The 25,591-nt window shown below is 64.0% G+C and carries 26 protein-coding genes; 15 read left to right on the top strand and 11 right to left on the bottom strand.

Features of this window, described 5'->3' with window-relative positions; all coding sequences use genetic code 11:
- Positions 1-69: 69 nt before the first annotated feature.
- Complete coding sequence (locus tag MnOB_RS22085) at positions 70-855, bottom strand: hydroxypyruvate isomerase family protein (protein ID WP_077526370.1); 786 nt, start codon at positions 853-855, stop codon at positions 70-72.
- Positions 855-1,742 carry an NAD(P)-dependent oxidoreductase gene (locus tag MnOB_RS22080; protein WP_077526369.1) on the bottom strand — a complete coding sequence of 296 codons (888 nt, stop codon included), beginning with the start codon at positions 1,740-1,742 and terminating at the stop codon, positions 855-857. Before MnOB_RS22080 ends, MnOB_RS22085 begins: the two co-directional genes overlap by 1 nt.
- 125 nt (positions 1,743-1,867) lie before the next feature.
- On the opposite strand from MnOB_RS22080, the gene MnOB_RS22075 reads away from it, so the two are divergent.
- From MnOB_RS22075 to phnE, 4 genes are read left to right on the top strand one after another with little or no spacing between them, the layout of a single operon-like run.
- Positions 1,868-2,719 carry a putative selenate ABC transporter substrate-binding protein gene (locus tag MnOB_RS22075; RefSeq protein WP_077526368.1) on the top strand — a complete coding sequence of 284 codons (852 nt, stop codon included), beginning with the start codon at positions 1,868-1,870 and terminating at the stop codon, positions 2,717-2,719.
- Complete coding sequence (locus tag MnOB_RS22070) at positions 2,716-3,522, top strand: phosphonate ABC transporter ATP-binding protein (RefSeq protein WP_077526367.1); 807 nt, start codon at positions 2,716-2,718, stop codon at positions 3,520-3,522. The genes MnOB_RS22075 and MnOB_RS22070 overlap by 4 nt, the downstream gene beginning before the upstream one ends.
- On the top strand, positions 3,516-4,343 hold the full coding sequence (locus tag MnOB_RS22065) for a PhnE/PtxC family ABC transporter permease (protein WP_077526366.1): 828 nt from the start codon (positions 3,516-3,518) through the stop codon (positions 4,341-4,343). The genes MnOB_RS22070 and MnOB_RS22065 overlap by 7 nt, the downstream gene beginning before the upstream one ends.
- Positions 4,340-5,104 carry a phosphonate ABC transporter, permease protein PhnE gene (gene phnE, locus MnOB_RS22060; protein ID WP_077526365.1) on the top strand — a complete coding sequence of 255 codons (765 nt, stop codon included), beginning with the start codon at positions 4,340-4,342 and terminating at the stop codon, positions 5,102-5,104. Before MnOB_RS22065 ends, phnE begins: the two co-directional genes overlap by 4 nt.
- Positions 5,105-5,275: 171 nt before the next feature.
- Here phnE and MnOB_RS22055 read toward each other — a convergent pair whose 3' ends face one another.
- Positions 5,276-5,641 carry a DUF5064 family protein gene (locus MnOB_RS22055; RefSeq protein WP_077526364.1) on the bottom strand — a complete coding sequence of 122 codons (366 nt, stop codon included), beginning with the start codon at positions 5,639-5,641 and terminating at the stop codon, positions 5,276-5,278.
- Positions 5,642-5,787: 146 nt separating this feature from the next.
- Positions 5,788-6,105 carry a DUF2288 domain-containing protein gene (locus tag MnOB_RS22050; protein WP_077526363.1) on the bottom strand — a complete coding sequence of 106 codons (318 nt, stop codon included), beginning with the start codon at positions 6,103-6,105 and terminating at the stop codon, positions 5,788-5,790.
- A 305-nt stretch (positions 6,106-6,410) separates the two neighbouring features.
- Between MnOB_RS22050 and MnOB_RS22045 the strand changes: the two genes are divergently transcribed.
- From MnOB_RS22045 to MnOB_RS22015, 7 genes are all read left to right on the top strand, one after another.
- Complete coding sequence (locus MnOB_RS22045; protein WP_077526362.1) at positions 6,411-7,532, top strand: branched-chain amino acid ABC transporter substrate-binding protein; 1,122 nt, start codon at positions 6,411-6,413, stop codon at positions 7,530-7,532.
- 115 nt (positions 7,533-7,647) lie between these two features.
- Positions 7,648-8,571 (top strand): high-affinity branched-chain amino acid ABC transporter permease LivH, encoded by a 924-nt coding sequence (gene livH, locus MnOB_RS22040; RefSeq protein WP_069082863.1) that lies wholly within the window; start codon positions 7,648-7,650, stop codon positions 8,569-8,571.
- On the top strand, positions 8,568-9,824 hold the full coding sequence (locus MnOB_RS22035) for a high-affinity branched-chain amino acid ABC transporter permease LivM (protein ID WP_077526361.1): 1,257 nt from the start codon (positions 8,568-8,570) through the stop codon (positions 9,822-9,824). Before livH ends, MnOB_RS22035 begins: the two co-directional genes overlap by 4 nt.
- Positions 9,821-10,588 (top strand): high-affinity branched-chain amino acid ABC transporter ATP-binding protein LivG, encoded by a 768-nt coding sequence (gene livG / locus MnOB_RS22030; RefSeq protein ID WP_077526360.1) that lies wholly within the window; start codon positions 9,821-9,823, stop codon positions 10,586-10,588. Before MnOB_RS22035 ends, livG begins: the two co-directional genes overlap by 4 nt.
- 3 nt (positions 10,589-10,591) lie before the next feature.
- Positions 10,592-11,293 carry an ABC transporter ATP-binding protein gene (locus tag MnOB_RS22025; RefSeq protein ID WP_077526359.1) on the top strand — a complete coding sequence of 234 codons (702 nt, stop codon included), beginning with the start codon at positions 10,592-10,594 and terminating at the stop codon, positions 11,291-11,293.
- Positions 11,294-11,696: 403 nt separating this feature from the next.
- A complete protein-coding gene (locus MnOB_RS22020) occupies positions 11,697-12,065 on the top strand; it encodes a phage infection protein (protein WP_077526358.1) in 369 nt (122 codons plus the stop codon).
- Positions 12,066-12,328: 263 nt separating this feature from the next.
- Positions 12,329-13,942, top strand: coding sequence for an FMN-binding glutamate synthase family protein (locus MnOB_RS22015; protein ID WP_077526357.1), 1,614 nt, complete (start codon positions 12,329-12,331; stop codon positions 13,940-13,942).
- A gap of 39 nt (positions 13,943-13,981) precedes the next feature.
- On the opposite strand, the gene MnOB_RS22010 is transcribed toward MnOB_RS22015, so the two are convergent.
- The 6 genes from MnOB_RS22010 to MnOB_RS21985 form a co-directional block, all read right to left on the bottom strand.
- Positions 13,982-14,764, bottom strand: a complete 783-nt coding sequence (locus tag MnOB_RS22010; protein WP_077526457.1) for an SDR family oxidoreductase — start codon at positions 14,762-14,764, stop codon at positions 13,982-13,984.
- A gap of 82 nt (positions 14,765-14,846) precedes the next feature.
- On the bottom strand, positions 14,847-15,902 hold the full coding sequence (locus tag MnOB_RS22005) for an ABC transporter ATP-binding protein (RefSeq protein WP_077526356.1): 1,056 nt from the start codon (positions 15,900-15,902) through the stop codon (positions 14,847-14,849).
- 13 nt (positions 15,903-15,915) lie between these two features.
- Complete coding sequence (locus tag MnOB_RS22000; RefSeq protein ID WP_077526355.1) at positions 15,916-16,761, bottom strand: ABC transporter permease; 846 nt, start codon at positions 16,759-16,761, stop codon at positions 15,916-15,918.
- The gene (locus MnOB_RS21995) at positions 16,758-17,666 is read right to left on the bottom strand and encodes an ABC transporter permease (protein ID WP_077526354.1); all 909 of its coding nucleotides are present in this window, start codon (positions 17,664-17,666) and stop codon (positions 16,758-16,760) included. The genes MnOB_RS22000 and MnOB_RS21995 overlap by 4 nt, the downstream gene beginning before the upstream one ends.
- A 95-nt stretch (positions 17,667-17,761) precedes the next feature.
- Positions 17,762-18,865, bottom strand: a complete 1,104-nt coding sequence (locus tag MnOB_RS21990) for an ABC transporter substrate-binding protein (protein ID WP_077526353.1) — start codon at positions 18,863-18,865, stop codon at positions 17,762-17,764.
- Positions 18,866-19,204: 339 nt separating this feature from the next.
- On the bottom strand, positions 19,205-20,668 hold the full coding sequence (locus tag MnOB_RS21985; protein ID WP_077526352.1) for an aldehyde dehydrogenase family protein: 1,464 nt from the start codon (positions 20,666-20,668) through the stop codon (positions 19,205-19,207).
- Between the two features lie 160 nt (positions 20,669-20,828).
- Here MnOB_RS21985 and MnOB_RS21980 point away from each other — a divergent pair, with 160 nt between their 5' ends.
- The 4 genes from MnOB_RS21980 (at position 20,829) to MnOB_RS21965 (ending at position 24,948) form a co-directional block, all read left to right on the top strand.
- A complete protein-coding gene (locus MnOB_RS21980; RefSeq protein ID WP_077526351.1) occupies positions 20,829-21,716 on the top strand; it encodes a LysR substrate-binding domain-containing protein in 888 nt (295 codons plus the stop codon).
- 213 nt (positions 21,717-21,929) lie between these two features.
- A complete protein-coding gene (locus MnOB_RS21975) occupies positions 21,930-23,963 on the top strand; it encodes a calcium-binding protein (RefSeq protein ID WP_077526350.1) in 2,034 nt (677 codons plus the stop codon).
- Between the two features lie 242 nt (positions 23,964-24,205).
- On the top strand, positions 24,206-24,487 hold the full coding sequence (locus tag MnOB_RS21970) for a peptidylprolyl isomerase (protein ID WP_077526349.1): 282 nt from the start codon (positions 24,206-24,208) through the stop codon (positions 24,485-24,487).
- A gap of 248 nt (positions 24,488-24,735) precedes the next feature.
- Positions 24,736-24,948, top strand: a complete 213-nt coding sequence (locus MnOB_RS21965; protein ID WP_077526348.1) for a DUF4287 domain-containing protein — start codon at positions 24,736-24,738, stop codon at positions 24,946-24,948.
- A gap of 71 nt (positions 24,949-25,019) precedes the next feature.
- On the opposite strand, the gene MnOB_RS21960 is transcribed toward MnOB_RS21965, so the two are convergent.
- Positions 25,020-25,385 carry a hypothetical protein gene (locus MnOB_RS21960; protein ID WP_077526347.1) on the bottom strand — a complete coding sequence of 122 codons (366 nt, stop codon included), beginning with the start codon at positions 25,383-25,385 and terminating at the stop codon, positions 25,020-25,022.
- Positions 25,386-25,591 lie beyond the last annotated feature (206 nt).

Genomic DNA, 25,591 nt, shown 5'->3' with positions numbered 1-25,591 from the left:
CAATGCAATGGGGCAGCTACGCTGCCCTTGGCGAATGAATTCGCCCCTACAAACGTCGTATTCGTTGGTTCAAGCCAGCCTGGCCTTCCAGTCCGGCAACCAGCCGAGGGTATCAGCGGTGACGCCGGTGGGCTTGTACTCGGCGCCCAGCCAGCCGGGGTAATCGTCATCCTGCAGGGCGCGCAGGGCCGGCCCGAAGTCAGTATTGCCCGTGCCCGGTTCACCGCGACCGGGGCAATCGGCAAATTGCACGTGGCCAATTCGGCCCGCCAGCAGGCGGATGCCCGCCGCCGCATCCACGCCCTGTCGGGCCATGTGGTAGAGGTCGTACTGGGCCGAGAGATTGGGGTGATCGACATCGCGCAGCAACAGGTCCAGTTGCTCCGGCGTGTTGATCAGGAAGCCGGGCATATCCAGCGGGTTGACCGCCTCGCAGACCACGCCGATGTGCAGCACGGCGAAGGCTTCGGCGGTCTTGCGCAGGTTGGCCGCAAGGCAGGCCAGCGCGCGATCACGGCTGACGCCCTCGGCCTGACGGCCGGCCAGCACGTTGACGAAGCGCGGACGGGTCATCGCGGCATAACTCAGCGCCTGGGCCAGGGCATCGTCGAACTGCTCCTGGCGCTCCGGCACGGCGGCCAGACCGGGGCCACCTTCCATCAGGTCGCCAGCCGGCAGGTTGAAGAGGATCAGCGGCAGGCCAGCGGCTTCCAGCACTTCCTTCATGCGGATCGCCGGCAACTCGTAGGGGAACTGCACCTCGACGCCGTCGAACCCACAGACGCGGGCGGCAATGACGCGCTCGATCAATGGGCGGTCGGTGAACAGCAGAGACAGGTTGGCGGCGATTCTCATCAATCATTCTCCCGATACATTTCCACCAGCGTAGCCGGATCACGTTCCAGATTGCCCTGACTGCCGTGCAAGCGCATCAGTTGCGCCGCCAGAGCGCTGAGCGGTGTTGCCGAGTCGTGCTCACGGGATAGGCGGACGGCGGTATCCAGATCCTTCAACAGGGTGCGCACATGCCATTTGATGGGTTCGAAATGGCTGGCGGCCATTTGCGGCGCGAGAATCTGCAGCGGCTTGGAATCCGCGAAGCCACCCGCCAGCGCCGGGGCGATCAGGCTGGCATCCACGCCAGCCTTTTCCGCCAAGGCAATCACTTCGGCGATCACCAGCGCATTGCACGCCACGATCATCTGGTTGCAGACCTTGGTCACCTGGCCGGCCCCTACCGAACCCATGCGGGTCAGGCGCTGCCCCAGGTGCCCGAGGATCGGCCGCACGCGCTCCACATCGTCCTCATGACCGCCGGCCATGATCGCCAGGGTGCCGGCCTCGGCACCGGACGTGCCGCCGGATACCGGGGCATCCATCCAACGCATGCCGGTACTGGCTTCCAGTTCGGCGGCCATCTCGCGGGTGGCGGCGGGTTCGAGGCTGGAGAAGTCCACCAGCACCTGTCCCGGCTTGGCGCCTTCGGCAATGCCGCCCTCACCGAACACCACCTTGCGTACGACGCGCGTGTCGGCCAGGCAGAGCATCACGATGTCCGCCTCGGCGCACAGCTCGACCGGGGTCTTCACGCGGCGCGCGCCCAACTCCACCAGGGGCGCGCACTTCTCCGGCGAGCGGTTCCACACGGTCAGTGGGTAACCGGCGGCCAGCAGGCGACGGGTCATGGGCAGGCCCATCAGGCCGATGCCAGCGAAGGCAATGGAAGGCAGCGAATCGGTCATGCCGGAGCTCCAGGCAGTTGGCGAAACGCACATCTTAAACACATGGTCAGCAACGTGAAGCTTCCAAGCCTCCGGACGCTCACTATAATCCGCCTGCCTTTTCCGCTATTGAACCGGAGAATCCCATGCTCAAACGCTCTCTCGCCCTCGTGGCAGGTATCGCGCTGACTGTATCCGCTGCTGTTTCCCAGGCCGCCGAAGTCCTCAAGGTCTCAGCCATTCCCGACGAAGCTCCCACTGAACTGCTGCGCAAGTTCAAGCCGCTCGGTGCTTACCTCGAGAAGCAGCTGGGCATGAAAGTGGAGTTCGTCCCCGTGGCCGACTACGCCGCAGTGGTCGAATCCCTGGCGGCCGACCGTTTGGACATGGCGTGGCTCGGTGGCTTCACTTTCGTCCAGACCCGCCTGAAGACCGGCAATGCCATCCCCCTGGTACAACGTGAGCAGGACGAGAAGTTCACCAGCAAGTTCATCAGCGCCGACCCAGCAGTGAAGTCCCTGCAGGACCTCAAGGGCAAGACCTTCGCCTTCGGCTCGGTGTCCTCCACGTCCGGCAGCCTGATGCCGCGCTACTTCATGCAGAAGGACGGCATCGTGCCCGAGCAGTTTTTCTCCCGCGTCGCCTATTCCGGCGCCCACGATGCCACCGTGGCCTGGGTCCAGGCCGGCAAGGTCGACGGCGGCGTGCTCAATGCCAGCGTCTGGCAGAAGCTGGTGGACGCCGGCAAGGTCGACACCAATAAGGTGAAGGTCTTCGCCACCACCCCGACCTACTACGACTACAACTGGACCGTGCGCGGTACCCTCGACCCGGCCCTGGCCGAGAAGATCAAGCAGGCCTTCCTCGCACTCGACCCGGCCAACCCGGAGCACAAGGCGATCCTCGACCTGCAGGCCGCCAGCCGTTTCATTCCGACCAAGCCCGAGAACTACGCGGGCATCGAGGAAGCCGCACGCTCGGCCGGCTTGTTGAAGTGAGTCTTTCGCTACACGGCGTGGACCTGGTCCACGCCAATGGCCAGCCTGCGCTCCTGGGTATCGATCTCACCATCGGCAACGGCGAACGGGTCGCCATCATCGGCCCGTCCGGCGCCGGCAAGACCAGCCTGCTGCGCCTGCTCTCCACCAACCTCGTACCCGCCGCCGGGCAACTCCAGTTGCTCGGCGCAACACCCTGGTCGCTCTCCGCGCGCGAGCGCCAGCGTCTGCGGGCACGGATCGGCCTGGTGCATCAGGCGCCGCCCTTGCCGCCGCGCCAGCGGGTGGTCACCGCCGTGCTGGCCGGCAAGCTCGGCCAATGGCCCCTGGCCAAGGGATTGCTCAGTCTGCTGCACCCCCTGGACAGCGCCGGCGCCCAAGCTGCCCTGGCCCGGCTGGACCTGGCCGACAAGCTCTTCGAACGCTGCGACCAGCTCTCCGGTGGACAGCTGCAGCGCGTGGGCATCGCCCGCGTGCTCTACCAGGCGCCGGACCTGATCCTCGCCGACGAGCCGGTTTCCGCGATGGACCCGGTGCTGGCCGACCATACCCTCGGCGTACTCTGCGCCGATGCCAGCCGCCGTGGCGTCACGCTGCTGGCCAGCCTGCACGCCGTCGAGCTGGCACTGGAGCATTTCCCACGCATCGTCGGCATCCGCGACGGTCGCGTCGCGTTCGACCTCCCGCGAGAAGCCGTCAGCCAGGCTGATCTGGATGCCCTCTACGCCAACGAGCAACTGCGCGGCGATGCGCCATCCTCACCGCCCGTGGCGGCCCCCGCGCTGCACATTCCGCGATGCTGACAACCGCCCCTCGCGACCCCGCGGCGCTGCCTCGGCTGCTACTCACCCTGCTGGCCGTGGCGCTGCTCTGGCCCGGATTCGAACTGAGCGAGCTGAACCCGGTCGTGCTGCTGGATGAGGGCAACGCCCGCACCATGGGACAGTTCCTGTCCGCCTTCTGGCCACCCGAACACGGCGAGGAATTCCTTCAGCTATTGGGTCGCGCCACGCTGGAAACCCTGGCAATCGCCACCGCCGGCATGAGCCTGGCGTTGCTGATCGCCCTGCCCGCCTCGCTCTGGGCCAGTCGTGCGCTATCGCTGTCAGCCCTGCACCGTAGCGGACGTCCGGCCTGGTGGGCGCAAGCGCTGCGCTGGCCAGTGCGTGGACTGCTGATCTTCCTGCGCAGCGTGCCGGAAATCGTCTGGGCCCTGCTGTTCGTCCGCGCCGTTGGCCTCGGCCCCACCGCCGGGGTCCTGGCCATTGCCATCACCTACAGCGGCATGCTCGGCAAGGTCTACGCGGAAATCTTCGAGTCCGTCGACCCGCGCCCCAGTCGCGCGCTGCTTGCCGCAGGCAGCCCGCGCCTGGCCGCATTCGCCTATGGCGTGCTGCCCAACGCTGCGGCGGAAGTGATTTCCTACACCGTCTACCGCTGGGAATGCGCGGTGCGCGCCTCGGTGGTGATGGGCTTCGTCGGCGCCGGTGGCCTGGGCCAGCAGATGGACCTGTCGATGCGCATGTTCGCCGGCGGTGAAGTCGCCAGCATGCTGCTGACCTTCCTCGTCCTGGTGCTGCTGGCCGACCAGCTCAGCCGCTTCCTGCGCGGGAGGTTCGCGTGAGGACGGGCAACATCCTGGTGATCCTCGCCCTGCTGGCAGCGGCAATCGCGTCCTTCGTCTGGTTGGGCATCGACCTCGGCGCCCTCGTCAGCGGCGACGCCCTGCAGCAGATGGGCAGCTACGCCATGCGCTTCCTCAGCCCGGATTTCTCCGGGGCGCACCTCAAGGCCATCGGCTGGGGCGCCCTGGAAACCCTCGCCATGTCAGCACTCGGCACGCTGCTGGCAGCACTGCTTGGCCTGCTCATCGCCCTGCCGGCCGCCGGGCGCTTCGGCAGCCTGGCCCAAGGTGCCGCGCGTCTGCTGCTCAACGCACTGCGCGCGGTGCCAGAACTGGTCTGGGCGGCGCTGATGGTGCTGGCCGCCGGCCTGGGTCCCAACGCCGGCACCCTGGCCCTGGCCCTGCATACCGCCGGGGTCCTGGGCCGCCTGTTCGCCGAAGCCCTGGAAAACACCCCGCCCGAACCCGCCGAAGCCATCCGGTTGAATGGCGGCGGACGCGTCGCCGCCTTCTGCTACGGCACGCTGCCGGGCGTCTGGCCGCAACTGGTGGCCTACATGCTCTATCGCTGGGAGAACAACATCCGCATGGCCAGCGTGCTCGGCTTCGTCGGCGCCGGAGGCCTGGGGCAGATGCTCTACGTGAGCCTGTCACTGTTCCAGGAAGCCCAGGCTGCCAGCGTGATCCTGGCGATGCTGATCCTGGTATTGGCGGTGGATGCCCTGAGCGGCTGGATGCGCCAGCGCTGGGTCAGCGCGTAGATAGCGCGAAGCACAAGATCAGTAATTGGCCTCGGCCCCGCTTGTTGGGTTTCGTTCCTCTACCCAACCTACCCTACAGCCTGGAAATCGCCCCACAGAAAAAACAAAGGAGGCCGAAGGCCCCCTTTGTGGACAGGTGGAAACCGCACGGCGGTTTCCACCGGGGAACGGTCAGAAACCGTCTTTATCGAGATGGTCGAAGTTCACCGCCTCACCGGGCTCGGCACCCAGCACGCGGCGGATGTCTTCGAAGATCAAGTCGTACTCCTTGTGATTACGCATGATCAGCGTGGTGTTCGGGTGCAGTCCGTTCTTCACCGCCACCTTGGAAACCACGCTGGCGAAGTTGAACGCGGTATCGCGATGCATCTCGAACTCTTCGGAGAATGACTTGCCTTCGATTTCGCCCACCATGCGGAAGTGCAGCATGGTGCCTTCCTTCGCATTCGGACGCGCTTCGTAGTAGAGGTCGATGGAGAACTGCTGCCCCGGAAAACCGGGCACGCTGGCCCGATGTACATGGCCTGGTTCGAACATGGTTACGCTCCCTGTGGTTATCAAAGAGAAGAAGGTGGATTGAGTCTAGCCCGCTCCACCAGTTTCGCTGGCCGCCCCTGACCGGTGCACGATCAGGCGGGCGGCACACTCCTGGAGGCCTTCCCTGGCCTCCCTCAGACGCCGGCTCAGTGAAGGCTCGGCGCCTCGTCCCGCTCCTGGATCAGGACCCAGGGCGCTACCACCACGGCCCAGAGCTTCGGATCGCGAGCCAGCAGATCCTGGGCGCGCGACTCCTCCACCTTGCTGAGTTTGCCGGCCGCCAGAAGTGCCGCGACCTGTGCCTTGTCGTCTTCGGCTACGGCCAGTGCAACGCCGACCAGGTCCGCGGCACCGTCCACCCAGAGCAGGGCGCCCCGGGCGAAGAACGGTTGCAGTTCTTCCCAGGTGATGGCGGCGGTTTCGCCGAGCAGCTTGGCATAGAGGGTGCTAGCGTTATCGTTCATGGCTTGTATTGAGTTGGTTGGTAACGAAAGGATTTGGGGGCGCGCAATGATAGCGCCGGTCAACTTTCAGACAAGCCCTGCTTGACGATGCCAACCACGCACAAGACACGCCGTATTTCTATACGTTTGTTTCAATTAAGCGACACAAGATCATTCCGCCATCAATACCCGACTTTTCAAGCCGTAAATCAGCAATCTACACTGTTCCGGTACAGTTGTCGGGGCGTGTCGGCGGGGTGCAATACCTTGTCCCGTAGCTTCGGCAAACAGGACAACAACAACGAAAAACACAAGAGTGGAGCACTATGATTAAGGCTACCAAGCAGATTTCCAAACTGTTCGCCGCCATGGCTCTCGCCGGTGTCGCCAGCTACTCCGTAGCAGCTGACACCATCAAGATCGCCCTGGCTGGCCCGGTGACCGGTGCGGTTGCCCAGTACGGCGAGATGCAGTTCATCGGCGCCAAGATGGCGATCGAGCAGATCAACAAGGCCGGCGGGGTGAACGGCGCTCAGCTCGAAGGCGTGGTCTATGACGACGCTTGCGATCCGAAACAGGCTGTTGCCGTAGCCAACAAGATCGTCAACGACGGTATCCACTACGTAGTTGGCCACCTCTGCTCCAGCTCCACCCAGCCCGCGTCCGACATCTACGAAGACGAAGGCATCCTGATGATCACCGCGGCTTCCACCAGCCCGGACATCACCTCCCGTGGCTACCAGCTGGTGTTCCGCACCATCGGCCTGGACAGCCTGCAGGGTCCGACCGCCGGCAACTTCATTGCCGACCACATCAAGCCGAAGACCGTTGCCGTCATCCACGACAAGCAACAGTACGGCGAAGGCATCGCCACTGCCGTCAAGCAGACCCTGGAAAGCAAAGGCGTGAAAGTCGCCCTGTTCGAAGGCATCAACGCCGGCGACAAGGACTTCTCCACCATCGTTTCCAAGCTGAAGCAAGCCGGTGTGGACTTCGTCTACTACGGCGGCTACCACCCGGAACTCGGCCTGCTGCTGCGCCAGTCGGCTGAAAAAGGCCTGAAAGTACGCTTCATGGGTCCGGAAGGCGTGGGCAACAAAGAGCTCTCCGCCATCGCTGGCCCGGCTTCCGAAGGTCTGCTGGTAACCCTGCCGAAGTCCTTCGACCAGGATCCGAAGAACCAGGCCCTGGTAGATGCCTTCAAGGCCAAGAACGAAGACCCGAGCGGTCCGTTCGTGTTCCCGGCCTACGCTGCCGTACAAGTCATCGCCGAAGGCATCAAGAAAGCCGGCGAAGACGACACCGCCAAGGTAGCTGCCGCCCTGCGCGCCAACTCCTTCGCTACCCCGACCGGCAACCTGGCCTTCGACGAGAAGGGCGATCTGAAGGACTTCAGCTTCGTGGTGTACGAGTGGCACAAGGACGGCACCAAAACCGAAGCTAAATAAGCTTCCCGCCTGAACGCAAAGCCCACTGCTTAGGCAGTGGGCTTTGTTTATCCGTGTTTTACGGGCTCCGCTGCGCCACAAGCGCCGCTTTTCGTGATGCCCGAGGAGTTAGGGAATGCCTGATCTCTACCACTATCTGCAACAGCTGGTTAACGGGCTCACCGTTGGCAGCACCTATGCCCTGATCGCCATCGGCTACACCATGGTCTACGGCATCATCGGCATGATCAACTTCGCCCATGGCGAGGTCTACATGATTGGCTCGTACGTAGCCTTCATCGTGATTGCCGGGCTCACCATGCTCGGTCTGGAAAGCCTTCCGATCGTCATTGTCGCGGCCTTCGCCGCGAGCATCATCGTTGCAAGCGCTTACGGTTACAGCATCGAACGGGTCGCCTACCGTCCCCTTCGCGGCAGCAACCGCCTGATCCCGCTGATCTCCGCGATCGGCATGTCGATCTTCCTCCAGAACGAAGTACTGCTGACTCAGGACTCCAAGGACAAGGCGATTCCCAACCTGATTCCGGGCAACTTCGTGTTTGGCGAGAGCACCATGAATGGCGTGGTGATCTCCTACATGCAGATCCTGATCTTCGTCGTCACCTTCCTGGTGATGTACGGCCTCACGATGTTCATCTCCCGCTCGCGCCTCGGCCGCGCCTGCCGCGCCTGCGCGGAAGACATCCGCATGGCCAACCTGCTGGGCATCAACACCAACAACATCATCGCCCTGACCTTCGTCATCGGCGCCACCCTGGCCGCCGTGGCCGCGGTGTTGCTGGGCATGCAGTACGGCGTGATCAACCCGCACATCGGCTTCCTCGCCGGTATCAAAGCCTTCACCGCAGCCGTGCTCGGTGGCATCGGCAGCATTCCGGGCGCCATGCTCGGTGGCCTGGTGCTGGGCGTGGCCGAAGCCTTCGGCGCCGACATCTTCGGCGACCAGTACAAGGACGTCGTGGCCTTCAGCCTGCTGGTTCTGGTCCTGTTGTTCCGGCCGACCGGCATCCTTGGCCGTCCGGAGGTGGAGAAGGTATGAACACTCGACTCAAAACGGCGTTCTTCAGCGCCCTCCTGGTGCTGGCCGTCGCCTACCCTGTCCTCGGCCTGAAACTCAGCGTCGTCGGCGTGGGCCTGGTGGTCACCGGCGCCAATACCCCGACCCTGCTGGCCATCGCGGCGTGCGCCGTGGCCATGTTCATCTGGCAGATGATGCGCGACAAGGTGCAGGGCGCCTGGGCCGCCGCGCCCAAGCTGCCGGGCATGTCGAAGGGCACCGCGCACTTCCTCACCCTGCCCTCCACCCAGCGCTGGGTCATCCTCGGCCTGATCGTGGTCGCCCTGGTCTGGCCGTTCTTCGGCTCCCGCGGCGCAGTGGACATCGCCACCCTGATCCTGATCTACGTACTGCTCGGCCTTGGCCTGAACATCGTGGTCGGCCTGGCGGGCCTGCTGGACCTGGGTTACGTCGGCTTCTACGCCGTCGGCGCGTACAGCTACGCGCTGCTCTCGCACTACTACGGCCTGGGCTTCTGGGTGTGCCTACCGATCGCCGGCCTGATGGCCGCCTTCTTCGGCTTCATCCTCGGCTTCCCGGTGCTGCGCCTGCGCGGTGACTACCTGGCCATCGTGACCCTGGGTTTCGGCGAGATCATCCGTATCCTGCTGCGTAACCTGACCTGGCTCACCGGCGGCCCGAACGGCATCAGCAACATCGACAAGCCGACCTTGTTCGGCCTGTCTTTCGAGCGCCGCGCCGAAGAAGGCCTGCAGACCTTCCACGAGTACTTCGGCATTGCCTACAACTCGGTGAACAAGGTGGTCTTCCTCTACCTGGTCGCCCTGCTGCTGGCCTTGCTGGCCCTGTTCGTGATCAACCGGCTGCTGCGCATGCCGCTCGGCCGTGCGTGGGAAGCCCTGCGCGAAGACGAGATCGCCTGCCGCGCACTGGGTCTGAACCCCACCCTCATCAAACTCTCCGCCTTCACCCTGGGCGCCTGCTTCGCGGGCTTTGCCGGCAGCTTCTTCGCCGCACGCCAGGGTCTGGTGACGCCCGAGTCCTTCACCTTCATCGAGTCGGCGACCATCCTCGCCATCGTGGTGCTCGGTGGCCTGGGTTCCCAGTTGGGTGTGATCCTCGCGGCCGTCGTGATGATCCTGCTGCCCGAACTCATGCGTGAGTTCAGCGAGTACCGCATGCTGATGTTCGGCGCCCTCATGGTGCTGATGATGATCTGGCGTCCGCAGGGTCTCCTGCCGATGCAACGCCCCCACCTGGAGCTGAAACAATGAGCCGCGCGATTCTCGAAGTAAGCGGTCTCACCATGCGCTTCGGCGGCCTGCTGGCCGTCAACGGGGTGGGTCTGACCGTACAGGAAAAGCAGGTTGTCTCCATGATCGGCCCGAACGGCGCCGGCAAGACCACCGTGTTCAACTGCCTGACCGGCTTCTACCAGCCGACCTCGGGCAGCATCCGCCTGGATGGCGAGCAGATCGAAGCCCTGCCGGGCCACAAGATCGCTCGCAAGGGCGTGGTGCGGACCTTCCAGAACGTCCGCCTGTTCAAGGAAATGACTGCGGTGGAGAACCTGCTGGTCGCCCAGCACCGCCACCTCAACACCAACTTCCTCGCCGGCCTGCTGAAGACTCCGGGCTTCCGCAAGAGCGAACGCGAGGCCATGGACTACGCCGCGCATTGGCTGGAGAAGGTCAACCTGACCGACGTCGCCAACCGTCCGGCCGGTACCCTGGCCTACGGTCAGCAACGCCGCCTGGAAATCGCCCGCTGCATGATGACCCGTCCGCGCATCCTGATGCTCGACGAGCCGGCCGCCGGCCTCAACCCGCGTGAGACCGACGACCTCAAGGCACTGATCGCCATGCTGCGTAACGAGCACAACGTGACCGTGCTGCTGATCGAGCACGACATGAAGCTGGTGATGAGCATTTCCGACCACATCTATGTGATCAACCAGGGCACCCCCCTGGCCGACGGCACGCCGGAGCAGATCCGCAATAACCCCGACGTGATCAAAGCCTATCTGGGGGAGGCCTGAACCATGCTTACTTTCGACAAGGTTTCCACCTTCTACGGCAAGATCCAGGCGCTGCACGGCGTCAGCATGGATGTGAAAAAGGGCGAGATCGTCACCCTGATCGGCGCCAACGGCGCCGGCAAGTCGACCCTGCTGATGACCCTCTGCGGCTCGCCGCGCGCGGCCAGCGGCAGCATTCGCTATGAAGGCGAAGAGCTGGTGGGCCAGGAGTCCTACGACATCATGCGCAAGAGCATCGCCGTCGTGCCGGAAGGCCGCCGCGTGTTCGCCCGCCTGACGGTCGAAGAAAACCTGGCCATGGGCGGCTTCTTCACCGAAAAGGGCGACTACCAGGAGCAAATGGACAAGGTGCTGCACCTGTTCCCGCGCCTGAAGGAACGTTTCGAGCAGCGCGCCGGCACCATGTCAGGCGGCGAACAGCAGATGCTCGCCATCGGCCGTGCGCTGATGAGCAAGCCCAAGCTGCTGCTGCTCGACGAGCCGTCCCTGGGTCTGGCGCCCATCATCATCCAGCAGATCTTCGACATCATCGAACAGCTCCGTAAGGACGGCGTGACCGTCTTCCTGGTGGAGCAGAACGCCAACCAGGCGCTCAAGCTGGCCGACCGTGGCTACGTGCTGGAGAACGGACGCATCGTCATGCAGGGCAGCGGCGACGACCTGCTCAACGACCCCAAGGTCCGCGACGCCTACCTCGGCGGCTAACGACCTCGCTGCACAAGAAACGGCCCTTCGGGGCCGTTTTCTTTTTCTGCGCACGGGCGATTTCGTAGGGTGGACCACGCTCCACCGGTCCACCATCGGAGCCCGACTCAGGCACGAGCGGTGGAAATGAAAAGCGATTTCCACCCTACAAGGCTTTTTCCTTCCGACTCCCAACATTGGGCTGCTTTCGTACGGTGGACCACGCCTTTCCGGTCCACCAGCGGAGTCTGGTTCGGCCACCCTCCGGTGGATAAAACAACACAAGCCATTGATGCCAAAGGATTAAACCAACCATCAACGGCGTTGATGGTCTCTATCGGGCGTGATCACTTTTTAATCATCCACCCATCCGTAAGATTGGCTCCGTACTCAGTTTCCAGCCCCCCTTCGAGGAGCCCAGACCATGAAAACTCAAGCCATCGCCGCACTGTTCATCGCCACCCTGAGCAGCTCTGTTTTCGCTCTGCCGTCCTCCTCCCAGACCACCAACCCGGTTGTTGCTGAAGGCTACATGGTGCTGGATCGCGTTGCCGAAGGCGGTTCCGACCGCACTGGTGCCAACCGTTTCGCCGAAGGTGGTTCTGACCGCAACGGTGCCAACCGCATCGCTGAAGGTGGCTCCGACCGCACCGGTGCCAACCGTATCGCTGAAGGTGGTTCCGACCGCACCGGTGCCAACCGCATCGCCGAAAGCGGCTCCGATCGCACCAATGCCTTCCGCGTTGCTGAAGGGGGCTCCGACCGCCTGCCGCAAGCCCAACGCGTCAGCTGATCGCAACTCGCTACAAAACCTCGAAGCCCGGCAAATGCCGGGCTTTTCTTGTTTAAGGGAACGCGTTCATTCACGACTGCAAACCGTAGGTTGGTCCGAGCGCAGCGAGGCCCAACGATGCGTAGTCCAGCCTTGCTGTGTTGGGCTTCGTTCCTCAGACCAACCTACAGGAAGCGCCCAGGAATCCCGATCTTGAGCCCCGGCAAGGCAATTCCCGCGCATTCGCACTACGCTGTGCCGGTACCTGCAAACAAGGAGTCCGCATGAGCCTTTCGCTGCTGAGCCGTTACGCCTTCTTCGCCTTCTGCGTGCTGTTCACTCTCTTCAGCCTGCCCTTCATCGGCCACGACTGGGTCTGGCCCTTCACCCTGCTCGGCGCGGTACTCAGCGCCCTGGGCGTGTTCGACCTGCTGCAGTCGCGCCATGCGGTGCGGCGCAACTACCCGATCCTCGGCAACATCCGCTACCTGGTGGAGGGCATCCGCCCGGAGATCCGCCAGTACCTGCTGGAAGCCGATGACGACCGCCTCCCCTTCTCCCGCGCCCAGCGCTCGCTGGTCTATGCGCGGGCCAAGAATGAAGGTGGCGACAAACCCTTCGGCACCCTGATCGACGTCTACCGCGCCGGCTACGAATTCATCGGCCACTCCATGCGCCCGGCGCCACTCAGCGACCCGTCCAGCTTCCGCGTGGTGGTCGGCGGGCCACAATGCACCCAACCGTATTCGGCCTCGGTCTTCAACGTCTCGGCCATGAGCTTCGGCTCGCTCAGCGCCAACGCCATTCGCGCGCTCAACCGTGGCGCCAAGCTCGGCAACTTCTACCACGACACCGGCGAAGGCAGCATCAGCCCCTACCACCGCGAAAACGGCGGCGACCTCGTCTGGGAACTGGGCAGTGGCTACTTCGGCTGCCGCACCAGCGACGGCCACTTCGACCCCGAGCGCTTCGCCACCCAGGCGCGCAGCCCGCAGGTAAGGATGATAGAAATCAAGCTCAGCCAGGGCGCCAAACCCGGGCACGGCGGCATCCTGCCCAAGCACAAGGTCACCGAGGAAATATCCCTCACCCGTGGCGTGCCCATGGGCGAAGACTGCATCTCCCCCTCGCGCCACAGCGCCTTCTCCACCCCCATCGAAATGATGCAGTTCATCGCGAAACTGCGAGAGCTGTCGGGCGGCAAGCCGGTGGGATTCAAGTTCTGCCTGGGTCATCCCTGGGAGTTCATGGGGATCGCCAAGGCCATGCTGGAAACCGGCATCCTCCCCGACTTCATCGTCGTCGACGGCAAGGAAGGCGGTACTGGCGCGGCGCCGCTGGAATTCACCGACCACATCGGCGTGCCCCTGCGTGAAGGTCTGCTCTTCGTGCACAACACCCTGGTGGGGCTGAACCTGCGGGACAAGATCAAGCTGGGCGCCAGCGGCAAGATCATCAGCGCCTTCGACATCGCCAGTGTGCTGGCCATTGGCGCCGACTGGGCCAACTCGGCACGCGGCTTCATGTTCGCCATTGGCTGCATCCAGTCGCAGTCGTGCCACACCAACAAATGCCCCACCGGCGTCGCTACCCAGGACAAACTGCGCCAGCGTGCCCTGGTGGTGCCGGACAAGGCACAGCGGGTGCAGATGTTCCACCGCAACACGTTGAAAGCACTGGCCGAGATGCTCGCCGCCGCCGGCCTGGATCATCCCAACCAACTGGAACCCCGCCACCTGGTACGGCGCGTTTCGGACAAGGAAATCCGCCTGTTCTCGCAGATTCACGTGTTCCTGCAGCCGGGGGACCTGCTCAAGGAAAAGATCGAGGCGGACTTCTACGAACGGATGTGGGCCATGGCCCGCGCGGACAGCTTCGAGCCGTCGTGCGCGTGGTGAGTCCATAAGGGCCGCGCGCGGCCTCATCGCGAAACAGAGTCACCCCTTGAGCACCCCACCATCCACCGGAATCAGCGTCCCGGTGACATAGCTGGCAAGCGGGCTGGCCAGGAAAGTCGCCATCGCACCGAACTCCTCCGCCGCGCCATAGCGCCCCACCGGAATCGCCGCCTGCTCCTTGGCCATCAGGCTGGAAACCGACGCACCACTGCGTTCGGCTGCACGCAGCAACAGGGTTTCGGTGCGCTCGGTCCAGAACGAACCGGGCATCAGGGTATTCACCGTCACACCATCGGCGGCCACTTCGGCGGAGAGCGTCTTGGCCCAGTTGGCCAGGGCGCTGCGCAAGGCGCTGGAGAGCACCAGGCCGGGAATCGGCTCCACCACACTGGTGGACGAAATCATCAGGATGCGACCGTAACGACGCTGGCGCATGCCGGGGAGGAATGCGTTCACCAGCGCCATGGTGCTCAGCAGCATGGCGTCCAGTTGGCCGTGCCAAAGCTGCGGATCGAACTCCACGGCATTGATCGGCGGCGGCCCACCGTTGTTGGCGATCAGAATGTCCGGCGCGCCGATGGCCGCGACCACCTGCTCGATGGCCATATCCACGGCACCCAGGTCGTTCAAGTCCACCGCAACCGCCTGCGCCTCGCCACCGTTCCGGCGGATGCGCTCCACGGCCAGGTCAAGCTTGGACAGGTTGCGCGCCAGCAGGCAGACCCGCACCCCCTCCCTGGCCAGGGCCTCGGCCACACCGAATCCCAACCCGGAGCTTCCGCCACATACGAGGGCACTGCGGTTCTCAAGTTGAAGGTCCATGATCAGCACTCCATTTCCAGATTCACCCGCCAGTGTGCACCCAGCAGTGGCGCAGGCCAATGCGCAATCGACGCTGCCTCACTCATGCCGAAAGCACCCGGCAGGCATGCTCCGGAATGGTCACCGACACCGGGTTGCCGATGGCCAGGCCAATATCCTGGCAAGGCGTGGTCAGCGCGGTGAGGGAAACGCCGGAGCACTCCACCGTGGTCTCGATGGTGGCGCCGATGTCCCGGACGAAGGTCACCGTACCCGGCACGCTGTTGGCCCCGCCGGCCTGGGGCGCCGACAGTTGCAGGTCTTCCGGGCGCACCAGCAGCTTGATCGGTGCGCCGGCCTGGATGCTGCTGCAGATCGGTGCCTGGATCGCCGCGCCACCGGGCAGGCCCGCGCGCCCGCTGCCCAGGGCAGTGGCCGGGAAAATGTTGCCAGTGCCAATGAAGTCGGCAACGAACTCGTTGGCCGGGTTGCGGTAGATCTCGATCGGCGTACCCACCTGCTGCACTCGGTGCTCGCCCAGTACGACAACGATGTCGGCCATGGTCATGGCCTCACGCTGGTCGTGGGTGACCATGATGGTGGTGATGTTCAGGCGCTGCTGCAGCTGGCGGATCTCGATCTGCATCGACTCGCGCAACTTGGCGTCCAGCGCCGACAAAGGCTCATCCAGTAGCAACAGCTTGGGGTGCGAGGCGATAGCACGCGCAATGGCCACGCGTTGGCGCTGCCCGCCGGAAAGCCGCGACACCGGCCGGTCGACCATTTGCTGCAACTGGATCATCTGCAGCAGCTCGGCCACCCTCGCCTGCTGCTCGGCCTTGGGCACATTGCGCAGGCGCAGCGGATAGGCAATGTTTTCGCCGACCGTCATGTGCGGGAACAGCGCCAGTGACTGGAACACCATGCCGAAGTTGCGCTCGTGCGCCGGGGTGTAGCCGATGTTCTTGCCATCCAGGAGGATCTGCCCGGAGCTCAGGCTCTCGAGGCCGGCGATCATCCGCAGCAGGGTGGTCTTGCCGCAGCCCGAGGGGCCGAGGAAACACACCAGCTTTCCCTCTGGCAGGTGCAGGTTGACGTCCGTCACGGCACAGATGGAGCCATAGCGTTTTTCGACATTTTGCAGAATCAGTCCAGACATGCTTCACCTCGACTCAGAACGACACGCCGCCATCGCCAACCAGCTTCTCCAACGCCCAGATCAGGGCGAAGTCGATCAGCACGATCAGCACGGCAAAGGAAAATACGGTGGGATCGAGAGACGACACCGTGCGGCTGTACATCCAGATCGGCACGGTCATCACATCGATGTTGTAGAGGAAGTAGGTAACGGTGAACTCGTTGAACGACACGATGAAGGCCAGCAGCATCCCGGCCAGGATGCCCGAGCGCATCAGCGGCACCACCACATCGCGGATTGCCCGTAGTGGCGACGCGCCGAGCATCTGCGCGGCCTCCTCCACTTCGGTGCCGATGGAAACCATGGCGGCCGTGCAGTTCTTCACCACAAAGGGCAGCGCGAGGATCACGTGGGCGATCACCAGCCGCGAGGTATCCATGTGGAACGGCAGGCTGTCGAACACCAGTAACAACGCCAGCCCCAGCACCACCATGGGGAACACCAGGGGCAGCGACATCAGTTGCAGCGCCACGGCCTTGCCACGGAATTCGCAGCGGGTCAGCGCGTAGGACGCCGGCACCGCGACCAGGGTGGCCAACACCATGGTCAGGCAGGACACCAGCAGGCTGGTGGTCAGCGCCTGGCCCAGGCTCAGCACATCGCTGGCGTCAGGCGATACGAAGGTGCGCCAGGCCGCCTCGTACCATTGCAGGCTGTAGCTCGACGGCGGGAAGTCGAGGTTCGACGCGCCGCTGAAGGACATCACGATCATGGTCAGGATCGGCAGCACCGCCAGCAGCAGGATGATGCCGGAAAGAATCATCGCGAAGCGGCCGGTTTCCCCCGGTAGCGCCGCGTGGGAACGGAACGGATTGCTCATTGCGAAGCCTCCAGCATGCGGCGGCGACGGCCAGTGACGTACTCGGAGAAGGTCATGATCGCCAGGGTGGTAACGATCAGCACTACGCCAGCGGCGGAGGCCGCGGGCCAGTTCATCAGCGGGGCGATCTGGTCATGCACCATCACCGCCAGCATCGGCACGCGCCGCCCACCGAGCAGCAGCGGTACCACGAAGCTGCTGGCGTTGTAGGCGAACACCAGGGTGGCGCCGGTGAAGACGCCCGGCAGGCTCATCGGCAACACCACCTGGCAAAACACCCGCACACGGCTGGCGCCCAGGGTCGCGGCGGCCTCTTCGTAGGTACGCGACACGCCGCGCATGGCGCTGGCAATCGGCAGCACCGCCAGAGGGAAGGCCGTCTGCACCAGGCCCATCAGCACGCCGGTCTGGTTGTAGAGCAGCATCATCGGCCGGTCGACCAGCCCCAGCCCCATCAGGGCCTGGTTGAGCATGCCCGCCGGACCGAGGATCACCAGCCAGCCGTAGCTTTGCAGCAGCAGGTTCACCAGCAATGGCAGGAGCACCGCGGCCAGGAATATCCGGCGCAGGAACGGCGACTGCAGGCGCGACATGCAGTAGCCCACCGGAATCGCCAGGGCCACCGCGATCAGCGCGCTGAAGAGCGCCAGGCGCAAGGTCAGCAACAGGGACTTCAGGTAGTAGGGCTCGGCCAGCTGGGCATAGCTGGCCAGGCTGAACCCGCTCCACTCAGCGCCTTTCTCCCCGATGCTCATGCGCAGCACCAGGAGGCTGGCAGCCACCAGCACGGCCAGGAACAGCATCGAAGGAGTCAGGAAGAGCCAGGCCCGCACAGTAGGGGAAACCGCCTTTGTCGGGCGCAGGGGTGCCGCGCCGACCGGATCGGTCAGATCAATGTGTTCCATATCGCTCGTCTCGTCAGAACAGGGAAACCACGCGTCCGGGCGGACGGCCGAAGGCCAGCCGCCCAGCGCGACTCACGGCAGGCGCCGTGGCTGCATCAGGAAGAGAAGATTTCCGTGTAGCGGCGAATCCACTGGTCGTGGACCGTGGCGAGGAAGGCGTTGTCGTGCATGATCGCCTTCTCTGCGATCTGCTCCGGCGTGAGGATGAAGGGGCTCTTGCGCGCCTCAGCGGAGATGATCGCCTTGGAGTTGACCGGACCGTTAAAGATGTCTTCGGCCATCTTGCCCTGCACCAGCGGGTCCAGCGAATGGTCGAGGAAGGCGTAGGCCAGGTCCGTATCGCCCGGACGATGCTTGGGCATTACCGAGAGCATCAGGTCGGTGTAGAAGCCTTCCTTCATGCCGAAGGTGGCACCCAGGCTGTAGGCGGGGTCGCGGATCTGCTTGGGGAAGAACGCCGGGGCGTAGAGGCCGCCCATATCCAGCGAGTTGGTGCGGAACAACTCGGCGATCTGATTGGGGTTTTCCCCCAGGGTCATCACGCGGTCCTTCAGCTCTTCCAGCTTCTTGAAGCCCGGCTCGATGTTATGCACATCACCACCGGCCAGCTTCGCCGCGATGATGATCAGGTCCATGGCCTCGGTCCAGTTCGGCGGCGGCAGGAACAGGCGACCTTCGTAGGCCGGGTCCCAGAGCGCGGCGTAGCTGTCCGGTACGTCTTTCACGGTGCGCGTGTTGTACACCAGGCTGTTGCACCACAACAGGTAGCCGATACCGTGACCGTTGGCGCCAGTCTGGTACTGGGCGGGCACGTCCTTGAGGTTGGGAATGCGGTTGAGGTCGGGTTTTTCCAGCAGCCCGGCGCTGGCCAGGCCTTCGGCGCCCACCCCGGCGAGGGTGATGATGTCGTACTGCGGGCGATCACCACCGGCCTTCAGCTTGGCGACCATTTCCGAGGTACTGCCGGTGCGGTCGGCAATCACCTTGGCACCAGTCTTGGCCTCGAAGGTGGCTGCGATATTGCGCAATGCCGCGAGCCCGGTGTCGTCCGACCAGGTCAGCAGACGCAAGGTCTTGCCCTGGAAACGGGTATCGCTGGCACTGGCCCGGATGAAGGGCATCGACAGGGTGGCAGCGGCCACCGAAGCGACACCTACCGTCTTGATGAAATTTCTTCTGCTCAGATCATGCTCGCCCATTGAGGACTCCTCTTGTTCTTGTATGGAGCTACGGCAGCGAAGTGGCCGGCGCGGTCATCCTGCGTCGCACCGCAGGGCGCAACAATCGAAAATTCGTCATCGGAGCCATGTCCTGAATGCATGGCTGGGACCCAGACATGACAAAGCCGCCCGAAGGCGGCTCTGTTGGGCTTGATGCAGTTGTTTGTGGGGCCGAATTCATTCGCGAAGGGCCGCGCAGGGCCCCTTCACGCATCGAGAGGCAGGCCTTCGCTCTGCTTGGCGATTGAAATCGCCCCTACAGGAGAAGGCGCAACGAATTCATTCGCGATAAGTTCGCTCCCACAACCAGCGCAGGCATCAGACAGCCCTTACCACGTGCTTGATTTCCTGGAAGGAGGAGAGGCCCCACGGACCGAGTTCGCGGCCGATGCTGCTCTGCTTGTAACCACCCCAGGCGGTCTGCGGGAAGATCACCTGCGGCGAGTTGATCCACACCATACCGGCCTGCAGGGCATTGGCGACGCGCTCAGCCGCTTCGAGGTTGCGACTCACCACGCTGGCTACCAGGCCGAACTCGCTGTCGTTCGCCAGTTCGATGGCCTCTTCCTCGGTGGAGAAGCTGCGCACGCAGAGCACCGGTCCGAAGATTTCCTCGTTCCACAAGGCGCTGTCCTTGGGCACATCGGTGAACACGGTGGGCTTGAGGAAGAAACCGCGCTCCAGCTCGGCCGGACGCCCACCGCCACACACCAGGCGCGCACCGGAAGCGATGCCGCGCTCGATGTGGCCGCGCACGCGCTGATACTGCGCCTGGTTCACCAAGGCGCCCATCTCCACGCCTTCGCTGAAGGGCTCACCCACCTGGGTCGCTTCAGCGCGAGCCTGCACAAGGGCGAGGAAATCGGCCGCCAGGGGTTCTGCCACCAGCACGCGGCTAGTGGCCGAGCACATCTGCCCGGCGTTGAAGAAGGCACCACCGCAGGCCAGTTCGACGGCCAGGTCCAGCTCGGCCTCCTCCAGCACCAGCAGCGAAGACTTGCCGCCCAGTTCCAGGCTGATGCCCTTGACGGTTTCCGCCGCGCGCTGCATCACCTGTAGCCCCACCGCGTTGCTGCCGGTGAAGGACACCTTGGCCACCTTGGGATGGGACGACAACGGCGCACCCACCGCCAGGCCGGTGCCGCATACGACGTTGAGCACACCTGCCGGCAGGCCGGCCTCAGCGATGATGCGTGCCAGTTCCAGCTCCGGCAGCGGCGTCACTTCGGAAGGTTTCAGCACCACCGCGCAACCGGCGGCCAGGGCGGGGGCGAGTTTCCAGGCGGTGGTCACCATGGGGAAGTTCCACGGCACGATCAGGCCCACGACACCAACGGGTTCGCGGCGCAGGCGAGCGGCGAAGTCTTCGGTCGGCAATTCCACCGGACGGTCCTGCTGGGCGTCCAGGCCTTCGGCCAGACCGGCGTAGTACTCGAAGGTGCCGATCACGTCATCGACGTCGATGGCCGCTTCGAACAGCGGCTTGCCGTTGTTCAGCGACTGCAGCTGGACCAGGGTTTCACGACGCTGGCGTACGCCTTCGGCGATGCGGCGCAGCAGCGCGCCACGCTCGGCACCGCTGCTACGTGCCCAGGCCGGGAACGCCTGGCTGGCAGCCTGCACGGCCTGGTCGACGTCATTGGCATCACCGGTGCCGATGCTCGCCAGGCGCTCTTCGGTAGACGGATTCACCACATCCAGCACGGTGCCACCGGGCAGCCATTGGCCGTTGATATAAACGCCGGCCAGGGTCTCGGGGAAGGTCGGGAAGGTATTCGACATTGTATGGGCTCCATGAGAGAGACTGATGGCGGCCACTCCCTGCGCAAGGAACAAAAAACGGCTGGAGGACCACAACTAGCGCCTATTGAGCCGTCGAGCGGTGTGCCTGACAAGGCAAAAATCGTCATACTAGCCATGCCCTAACGTCATGGCTCATACAATGAAACGCCTGCCTCCCCTGCCCGCCCTGCATACCTTTCTGATCACCGCCCAGTGCTGCAACTTCACCCGTGCCGCTGAACTGCTGCACCTCACCCAGGGCGCCGTGAGTCGGCAGATTTCCGGGCTGGAAAGCCACCTGGGGTACCCACTCTTCCAGCGTCAGGCGCGGGGGCTCAGCCTTACCACCCAGGGTCGAGAACTCCTGCCGCGCATTCAGCAGGTGTTCAACCTGATCGATGAGGCCGTCGAACAAGTGGGCGCAAAGCGCGAAGCCCTGCAACTCAAAGCCCCTACCTGCGTAATGCGCTGGCTTTTGCCGCGCCTGATGCGTTGGCAGGCGGAACGCCCGGACGTACCGGTGGAGCTGACCACCACCGTGCAATACGGCGTGGATTTTCGCCGCGAAGAGTTCGACGCCGCGGTCATCTACGGCACACAGCCCGGCAGCGCCCAGGTCGCCCACCACCTGTTCGATGAACAGCTCACGCCCGTGTGCTCCCCGCAACTGATGAACGGCCCCGTGCCGCTCACCAGCATCGCCGACCTGGCCCTGCACACCTTGCTCCACCCCACCCGCGATGACCAGGACTGGAAAACCTGGCTGCTGGCCGCTGGCGCCACCCTCGACAAACTCGGTAGCGGGCACCACTTCGACACCCTCGACCTGGCCCTGTCCGTCGCGGCCCAGGGCAATGGCGTGTCCCTGGGCGATTGGGCGCTGATCGGCGAGGACATCGCTACCGGCCGGCTGGTGGCCCCCTTCGACCTCAAGGTGCCCACTGGCGGCGCCTATTTCCTGGTCTATCCGGAGCGTCCAGGCGCCAGCCCACAATTGCTTGAACTGGCTGAATGGCTGGTGGTCGAAGCCCACGACGAGCAGATGTAACAGAGCACTTCATGATCGGTGCACCGCAAAAGTGCACATGCCGGCCGGCAACACCCGAGCCCATCGGGCGCGTTGATATGAGGTGTCACATGGCTTGCCCGTCGGTCGCCACACCGGGCGTCCAGCCGCTCAGACCACCCGGACTGGCCTGTCTATACCTAACCTCGAACCCGCCGTAACGGTTCGCTCTTTCCCCTGTGGGAGGAATGATCCATGGCTACTATCCCTGGCACCCCTGGTGACGACGACCTGTTCGGCACCGAGGAAGACGACGAAATATCCGGCCTGGCCGGCAACGACAACCTGTTCGGCTTTGGTGGCGCCGACATTCTCACCGGCGGTGCCGGCGTCGACAGCTACTTCTGGACCGTCGAAACCGGTAACGAATCCAGCTCCGTGAGCCTGGACCGCGTTACCGACTTCGAAGGCTCGGGCGCGCCCGGCGGCGACATCCTGCGGATCTCCAGCTTCCCCAGCCGCCTGGTCTTCCAGGGCGCCCGCAACGGGGTACCCACGGTGGGAAGCAATCTCGGCTTCGGCAATAACGGCTTCACCGATGTCTTCTACGCCATCGGCGCCGCCAGCACCCTGCTGTTCGCCGACTCCAACGACAACGGCATCTTCGACGCCACCGACTTCGCCGTGCAACTGGATGGCATCCACAGCCTCGTCAGGAGCGACTTCGGCGCCACCGCCTTCGTCATTGCCGGCACCGAAGGCGGCGAAGTGATCAATGGCACCAACGACCCCGACACCATCTTCGGCCTCGGCGGCGGCGACGTGATCAACGGCCTCGGCGGCAACGACATCGTCGATGGCGGCGCCGGCAACGACACCCTCAACGGCGGCGCGGGTATCGACCGCCTCACCGGCGGAGCCGGCAACGACATACTCAATGGCGAAGCCGACCGCGACCTCCTGATCGGCAACGCTGGCAACGACATCCTCAACGGCGGCGCCGGCAACGACACCACAATGTCCGGTGGCGATGGCAATGACATCGTCAATGGTGGCGAAGGCAACGACACCCTCGACGGCGACGATGGCAACGACGTCCTCAACGGCGGCGTGGGCAATGACGACTTCTTCGGCGGAGACGGCAATGACCAGATCTTCGGCGAAGACGGCAACGACGAGATCTTCGCCGGCCCCGGCAACGACGTACTCAATGGCGGCGCCGGCAATGACCTGATCATGGGTGAAGCGGGCCGGGACACCCTCACCGGTGGCACTGGCGACGACGAGTTCGAATTCTTCACCGGCTTCAACCCCAGCTCGCCATTCGCCACCTTCGACACCCTGACCGACTTCCAGGGCGCCGGCGCAGTGGGCGGCGACACCCTGGAACTCAACAACGAGTTCTTCTTCCGCGGCCAGGTCAACATCAATCCGCAACTGGGTGCCGTGCTGGTCGGCGGTGGCAACGGCGTGACCGACCTGTTCTATACCCTGCGCCAAGGCAACACCTGGCTGATCGCCGACGAGAATGACGATGGCCTGCTCGACAGCCTCGACTTCACCCTGCGCCTGCAAGGCACACACAACCTGACGCAGGACGACTTCGGTAGAAACACCGATTTCATCGTCGCCGGCACCGACGGCAACGACGTGCTCATCGGCACCCCCGGCGATGACCGCATCTTCGGCCTGGGCGGCAATGACCAGATCTTCGGCCTGGAAGGCGCCGACTTCCTCGACGGCGGCAGTGGTGACGACGTCATCGACAGCGGGCCGGGCTTCGACGAGCTGTTCGGTGGCACCGGCAACGACACCCTCATCGTCCAGGAATTCGCCAATGCCAACGGCGGCGACGGTGACGACCAGTTGTTCGGCGGGGCCGACCCCTTCGGCTTCCAGACCAACCTCAACGGTGACGCCGGCAACGACACCCTGACTTCAGGCGAAGCTGGTGCGGTCATGCAGGGGGGTACGGGCGACGACGTGCTGGTGAGCAGCAGCGCCAACGACTTCATGGTGGGTGACGTCTTCTTCGAGCCACCAGCAGGGACGGACCAGTTCAAGTTCGGCGCGATCTGGGGGCAGGACGAGATATTCGACTTCGAAGACGGCGTCGAGAAAGTCGACCTCAGCGCCAGCGGTCAGACCTTCGCCGACCTCACCATCGCGGACTTCTTCGGCAGCACCCAGATCACGGTGACCGCCGACGTAAATGGCGAGATCGGCAGCATCACCCTGACCGGGGTCCCCGCCGCGAACATCACCGCTGACGACTTCGTCTTCGCCTGATGCGCGCCCAGGTCCCCTCCCCCTTCGCTTTTCTCCCCTCTCCCTCCGGGAGAGGGGCCGGGGGTGAGGGAAACAATCACCGCTCGGAGCCCATCACTGCCTTGTGGGGGCGAGTTCATTCGCTAACCGGTCCGCAGGACCGGCCAATACCCGCCCCGACCGCACTCCGACCAACCAGGCATCTTGAATCAGCAGCCAAATCCGCTAGGCTCTGCCCCCTCAATAGACGAGGAGTACCCACCATGGCACGCGCCACCGCCCGCCACATCCTGGTTTCCAGCGAAGAGAAGTGCAACGAACTGAAAGCCGCTATCGAAGGCGGCGCTGATTTCGCTGAAATCGCCAAACAACACTCCACCTGCCCCTCCAGCCGCGACGGCGGCAACCTCGGCTCCTTCGGCCGTGGCCAGATGGTCAAGGAATTCGACACCGTCGTATTCAGCGCCCCGCTGAACGTCGTGCAAGGCCCGGTGAAAACCCAGTTCGGTTACCACCTGCTGGAAGTCACCAGCCGTCAAGACTGATGGTTCCAGGGCGCCGCCGCTTGGCGGCGCCTGCTTTCTCCCCGCTCTACCCCTTTTCCAACAATCTCCAATCTCACACTTCCCTGCCAGCTGTCGGCATGTCTCCAGCTGACGCTCAAGCGCGCCCGAACGGCAAGCGGCATCGAACGCAAGACACTTGTAGGAGCAATCAGCACACGGCCGATAGGCGACACGTTCAGTCCTGAACTAACGTAGATACGCCCAAATGCATCCAAAGGAGTTTCATCATGTCGGAAGACACCAAGGTAAAAGGACCGGCCTCCTACTTCCCCTCCATCGAAAAGAAATACGGACAACCGATCAGCCATTGGCTGAATCTGCTGGGAACCCTGAGCGGCAAGAAGCACATGGAAATGGTGGCCTGGCTCAAGGCCGAACATGGCTTGGGCCACGGACATGCCAATGCGCTGGTGGCGCATTACCTGGCTGCTGCGAAGTAACGTACGGCTACGTCAGGAGCGCTCGCTCGGTTGCTGGCCGGCAAGTGCCGGCCAGCCATTCAGGTACCTGCTCAATACCCCCCGATATCCGACCCGATGAATATCCCCAGCCTCGGGTCGTAGTACTGGATCACGATCCGGGGGCTGCCGTAGCGTTGGTAGTAATAGGGGCGTTCACCGAGGTAGTAACCGCCGTAGTAGCGTGGTGCGTAGATCACGCGCGGGCCGTGGTTGTAGTAGCCGCGGTGGCGGTAGTAGTGCTTGTGGCCATAGCCGTGGCGATTGCCCTTGAAGTGCTTGCCACCGCCGTGACCGCCGCCATTCCAGGCAAGCAGGGTTTCGCCAGAACTGCTGGAGGTTGGCCAAGGTTGCTGCGCGAGGGCCAGCCCGCTGGCCGCGCAGGCCAGGAAGAAGACGAACGGTTTGAGGATACGCATGGCGAGCCCTCCTGCATGGTCCCCCCGGCCTTTACCACCGCACGATCAGTATAGTTTTTGATCAGTTGTAAACCTGACTTCGGGCTGCCATGCGTCGGCGTGCCAAGGTCTTGGCGACGTACGGTGAAGGCACGAAAAGCCTCACTGCGCTGGACCGTAGGGTGCGCTGTGTGTTCAGCCGGGATACATGGGTAACGCCTGTCGGG

Source organism: Metapseudomonas resinovorans, assembly GCF_002003485.1.
GTDB lineage: Bacteria > Pseudomonadota > Gammaproteobacteria > Pseudomonadales > Pseudomonadaceae > Metapseudomonas > Metapseudomonas resinovorans_D.
The sequence above is the reverse complement of the archived record's forward strand: the minus strand, read 5'-3'. Positions and strand labels throughout refer to the sequence as shown.

Bases quoted from the DNA above. Each gene is read 5' to 3' on its own strand.
- MnOB_RS22055 (WP_077526364.1), bottom strand. From the start codon at position 5,641: ATGTTCGAACCAGGCCATGTACATCGGGCCAGCGTGCCCGGTTTTCCG.
- livH (WP_069082863.1), top strand. From the start codon at position 7,648: ATGCCTGATCTCTACCACTATCTGCAACAGCTGGTTAACGGGCTCACC.
- MnOB_RS22050 (WP_077526363.1), bottom strand. From the start codon at position 6,105: ATGAACGATAACGCTAGCACCCTCTATGCCAAGCTGCTCGGCGAAACC.
- MnOB_RS22075 (WP_077526368.1), top strand. From the start codon at position 1,868: ATGCTCAAACGCTCTCTCGCCCTCGTGGCAGGTATCGCGCTGACTGTA.
- MnOB_RS22065 (WP_077526366.1), top strand. From the start codon at position 3,516: ATGCTGACAACCGCCCCTCGCGACCCCGCGGCGCTGCCTCGGCTGCTA.
- MnOB_RS21995 (WP_077526354.1), bottom strand. From the start codon at position 17,666: ATGGAACACATTGATCTGACCGATCCGGTCGGCGCGGCACCCCTGCGC.
- MnOB_RS21960 (WP_077526347.1), bottom strand. From the start codon at position 25,385: ATGCGTATCCTCAAACCGTTCGTCTTCTTCCTGGCCTGCGCGGCCAGC.
- MnOB_RS22005 (WP_077526356.1), bottom strand. From the start codon at position 15,902: ATGTCTGGACTGATTCTGCAAAATGTCGAAAAACGCTATGGCTCCATC.
- MnOB_RS21975 (WP_077526350.1), top strand. From the start codon at position 21,930: ATGGCTACTATCCCTGGCACCCCTGGTGACGACGACCTGTTCGGCACC.
- MnOB_RS21965 (WP_077526348.1), top strand. From the start codon at position 24,736: ATGTCGGAAGACACCAAGGTAAAAGGACCGGCCTCCTACTTCCCCTCC.
- MnOB_RS21985 (WP_077526352.1), bottom strand. From the start codon at position 20,668: ATGTCGAATACCTTCCCGACCTTCCCCGAGACCCTGGCCGGCGTTTAT.
- MnOB_RS22015 (WP_077526357.1), top strand. From the start codon at position 12,329: ATGAGCCTTTCGCTGCTGAGCCGTTACGCCTTCTTCGCCTTCTGCGTG.
- livG (WP_077526360.1), top strand. From the start codon at position 9,821: ATGAGCCGCGCGATTCTCGAAGTAAGCGGTCTCACCATGCGCTTCGGC.
- MnOB_RS22000 (WP_077526355.1), bottom strand. From the start codon at position 16,761: ATGAGCAATCCGTTCCGTTCCCACGCGGCGCTACCGGGGGAAACCGGC.
- MnOB_RS21970 (WP_077526349.1), top strand. From the start codon at position 24,206: ATGGCACGCGCCACCGCCCGCCACATCCTGGTTTCCAGCGAAGAGAAG.
- MnOB_RS22085 (WP_077526370.1), bottom strand. From the start codon at position 855: ATGAGAATCGCCGCCAACCTGTCTCTGCTGTTCACCGACCGCCCATTG.
- MnOB_RS22020 (WP_077526358.1), top strand. From the start codon at position 11,697: ATGAAAACTCAAGCCATCGCCGCACTGTTCATCGCCACCCTGAGCAGC.
- MnOB_RS22010 (WP_077526457.1), bottom strand. From the start codon at position 14,764: ATGGACCTTCAACTTGAGAACCGCAGTGCCCTCGTATGTGGCGGAAGC.
- MnOB_RS22080 (WP_077526369.1), bottom strand. From the start codon at position 1,742: ATGACCGATTCGCTGCCTTCCATTGCCTTCGCTGGCATCGGCCTGATG.
- MnOB_RS22025 (WP_077526359.1), top strand. From the start codon at position 10,592: ATGCTTACTTTCGACAAGGTTTCCACCTTCTACGGCAAGATCCAGGCG.
- MnOB_RS21990 (WP_077526353.1), bottom strand. From the start codon at position 18,865: ATGGGCGAGCATGATCTGAGCAGAAGAAATTTCATCAAGACGGTAGGT.
- MnOB_RS21980 (WP_077526351.1), top strand. From the start codon at position 20,829: ATGAAACGCCTGCCTCCCCTGCCCGCCCTGCATACCTTTCTGATCACC.
- MnOB_RS22045 (WP_077526362.1), top strand. From the start codon at position 6,411: ATGATTAAGGCTACCAAGCAGATTTCCAAACTGTTCGCCGCCATGGCT.
- MnOB_RS22035 (WP_077526361.1), top strand. From the start codon at position 8,568: ATGAACACTCGACTCAAAACGGCGTTCTTCAGCGCCCTCCTGGTGCTG.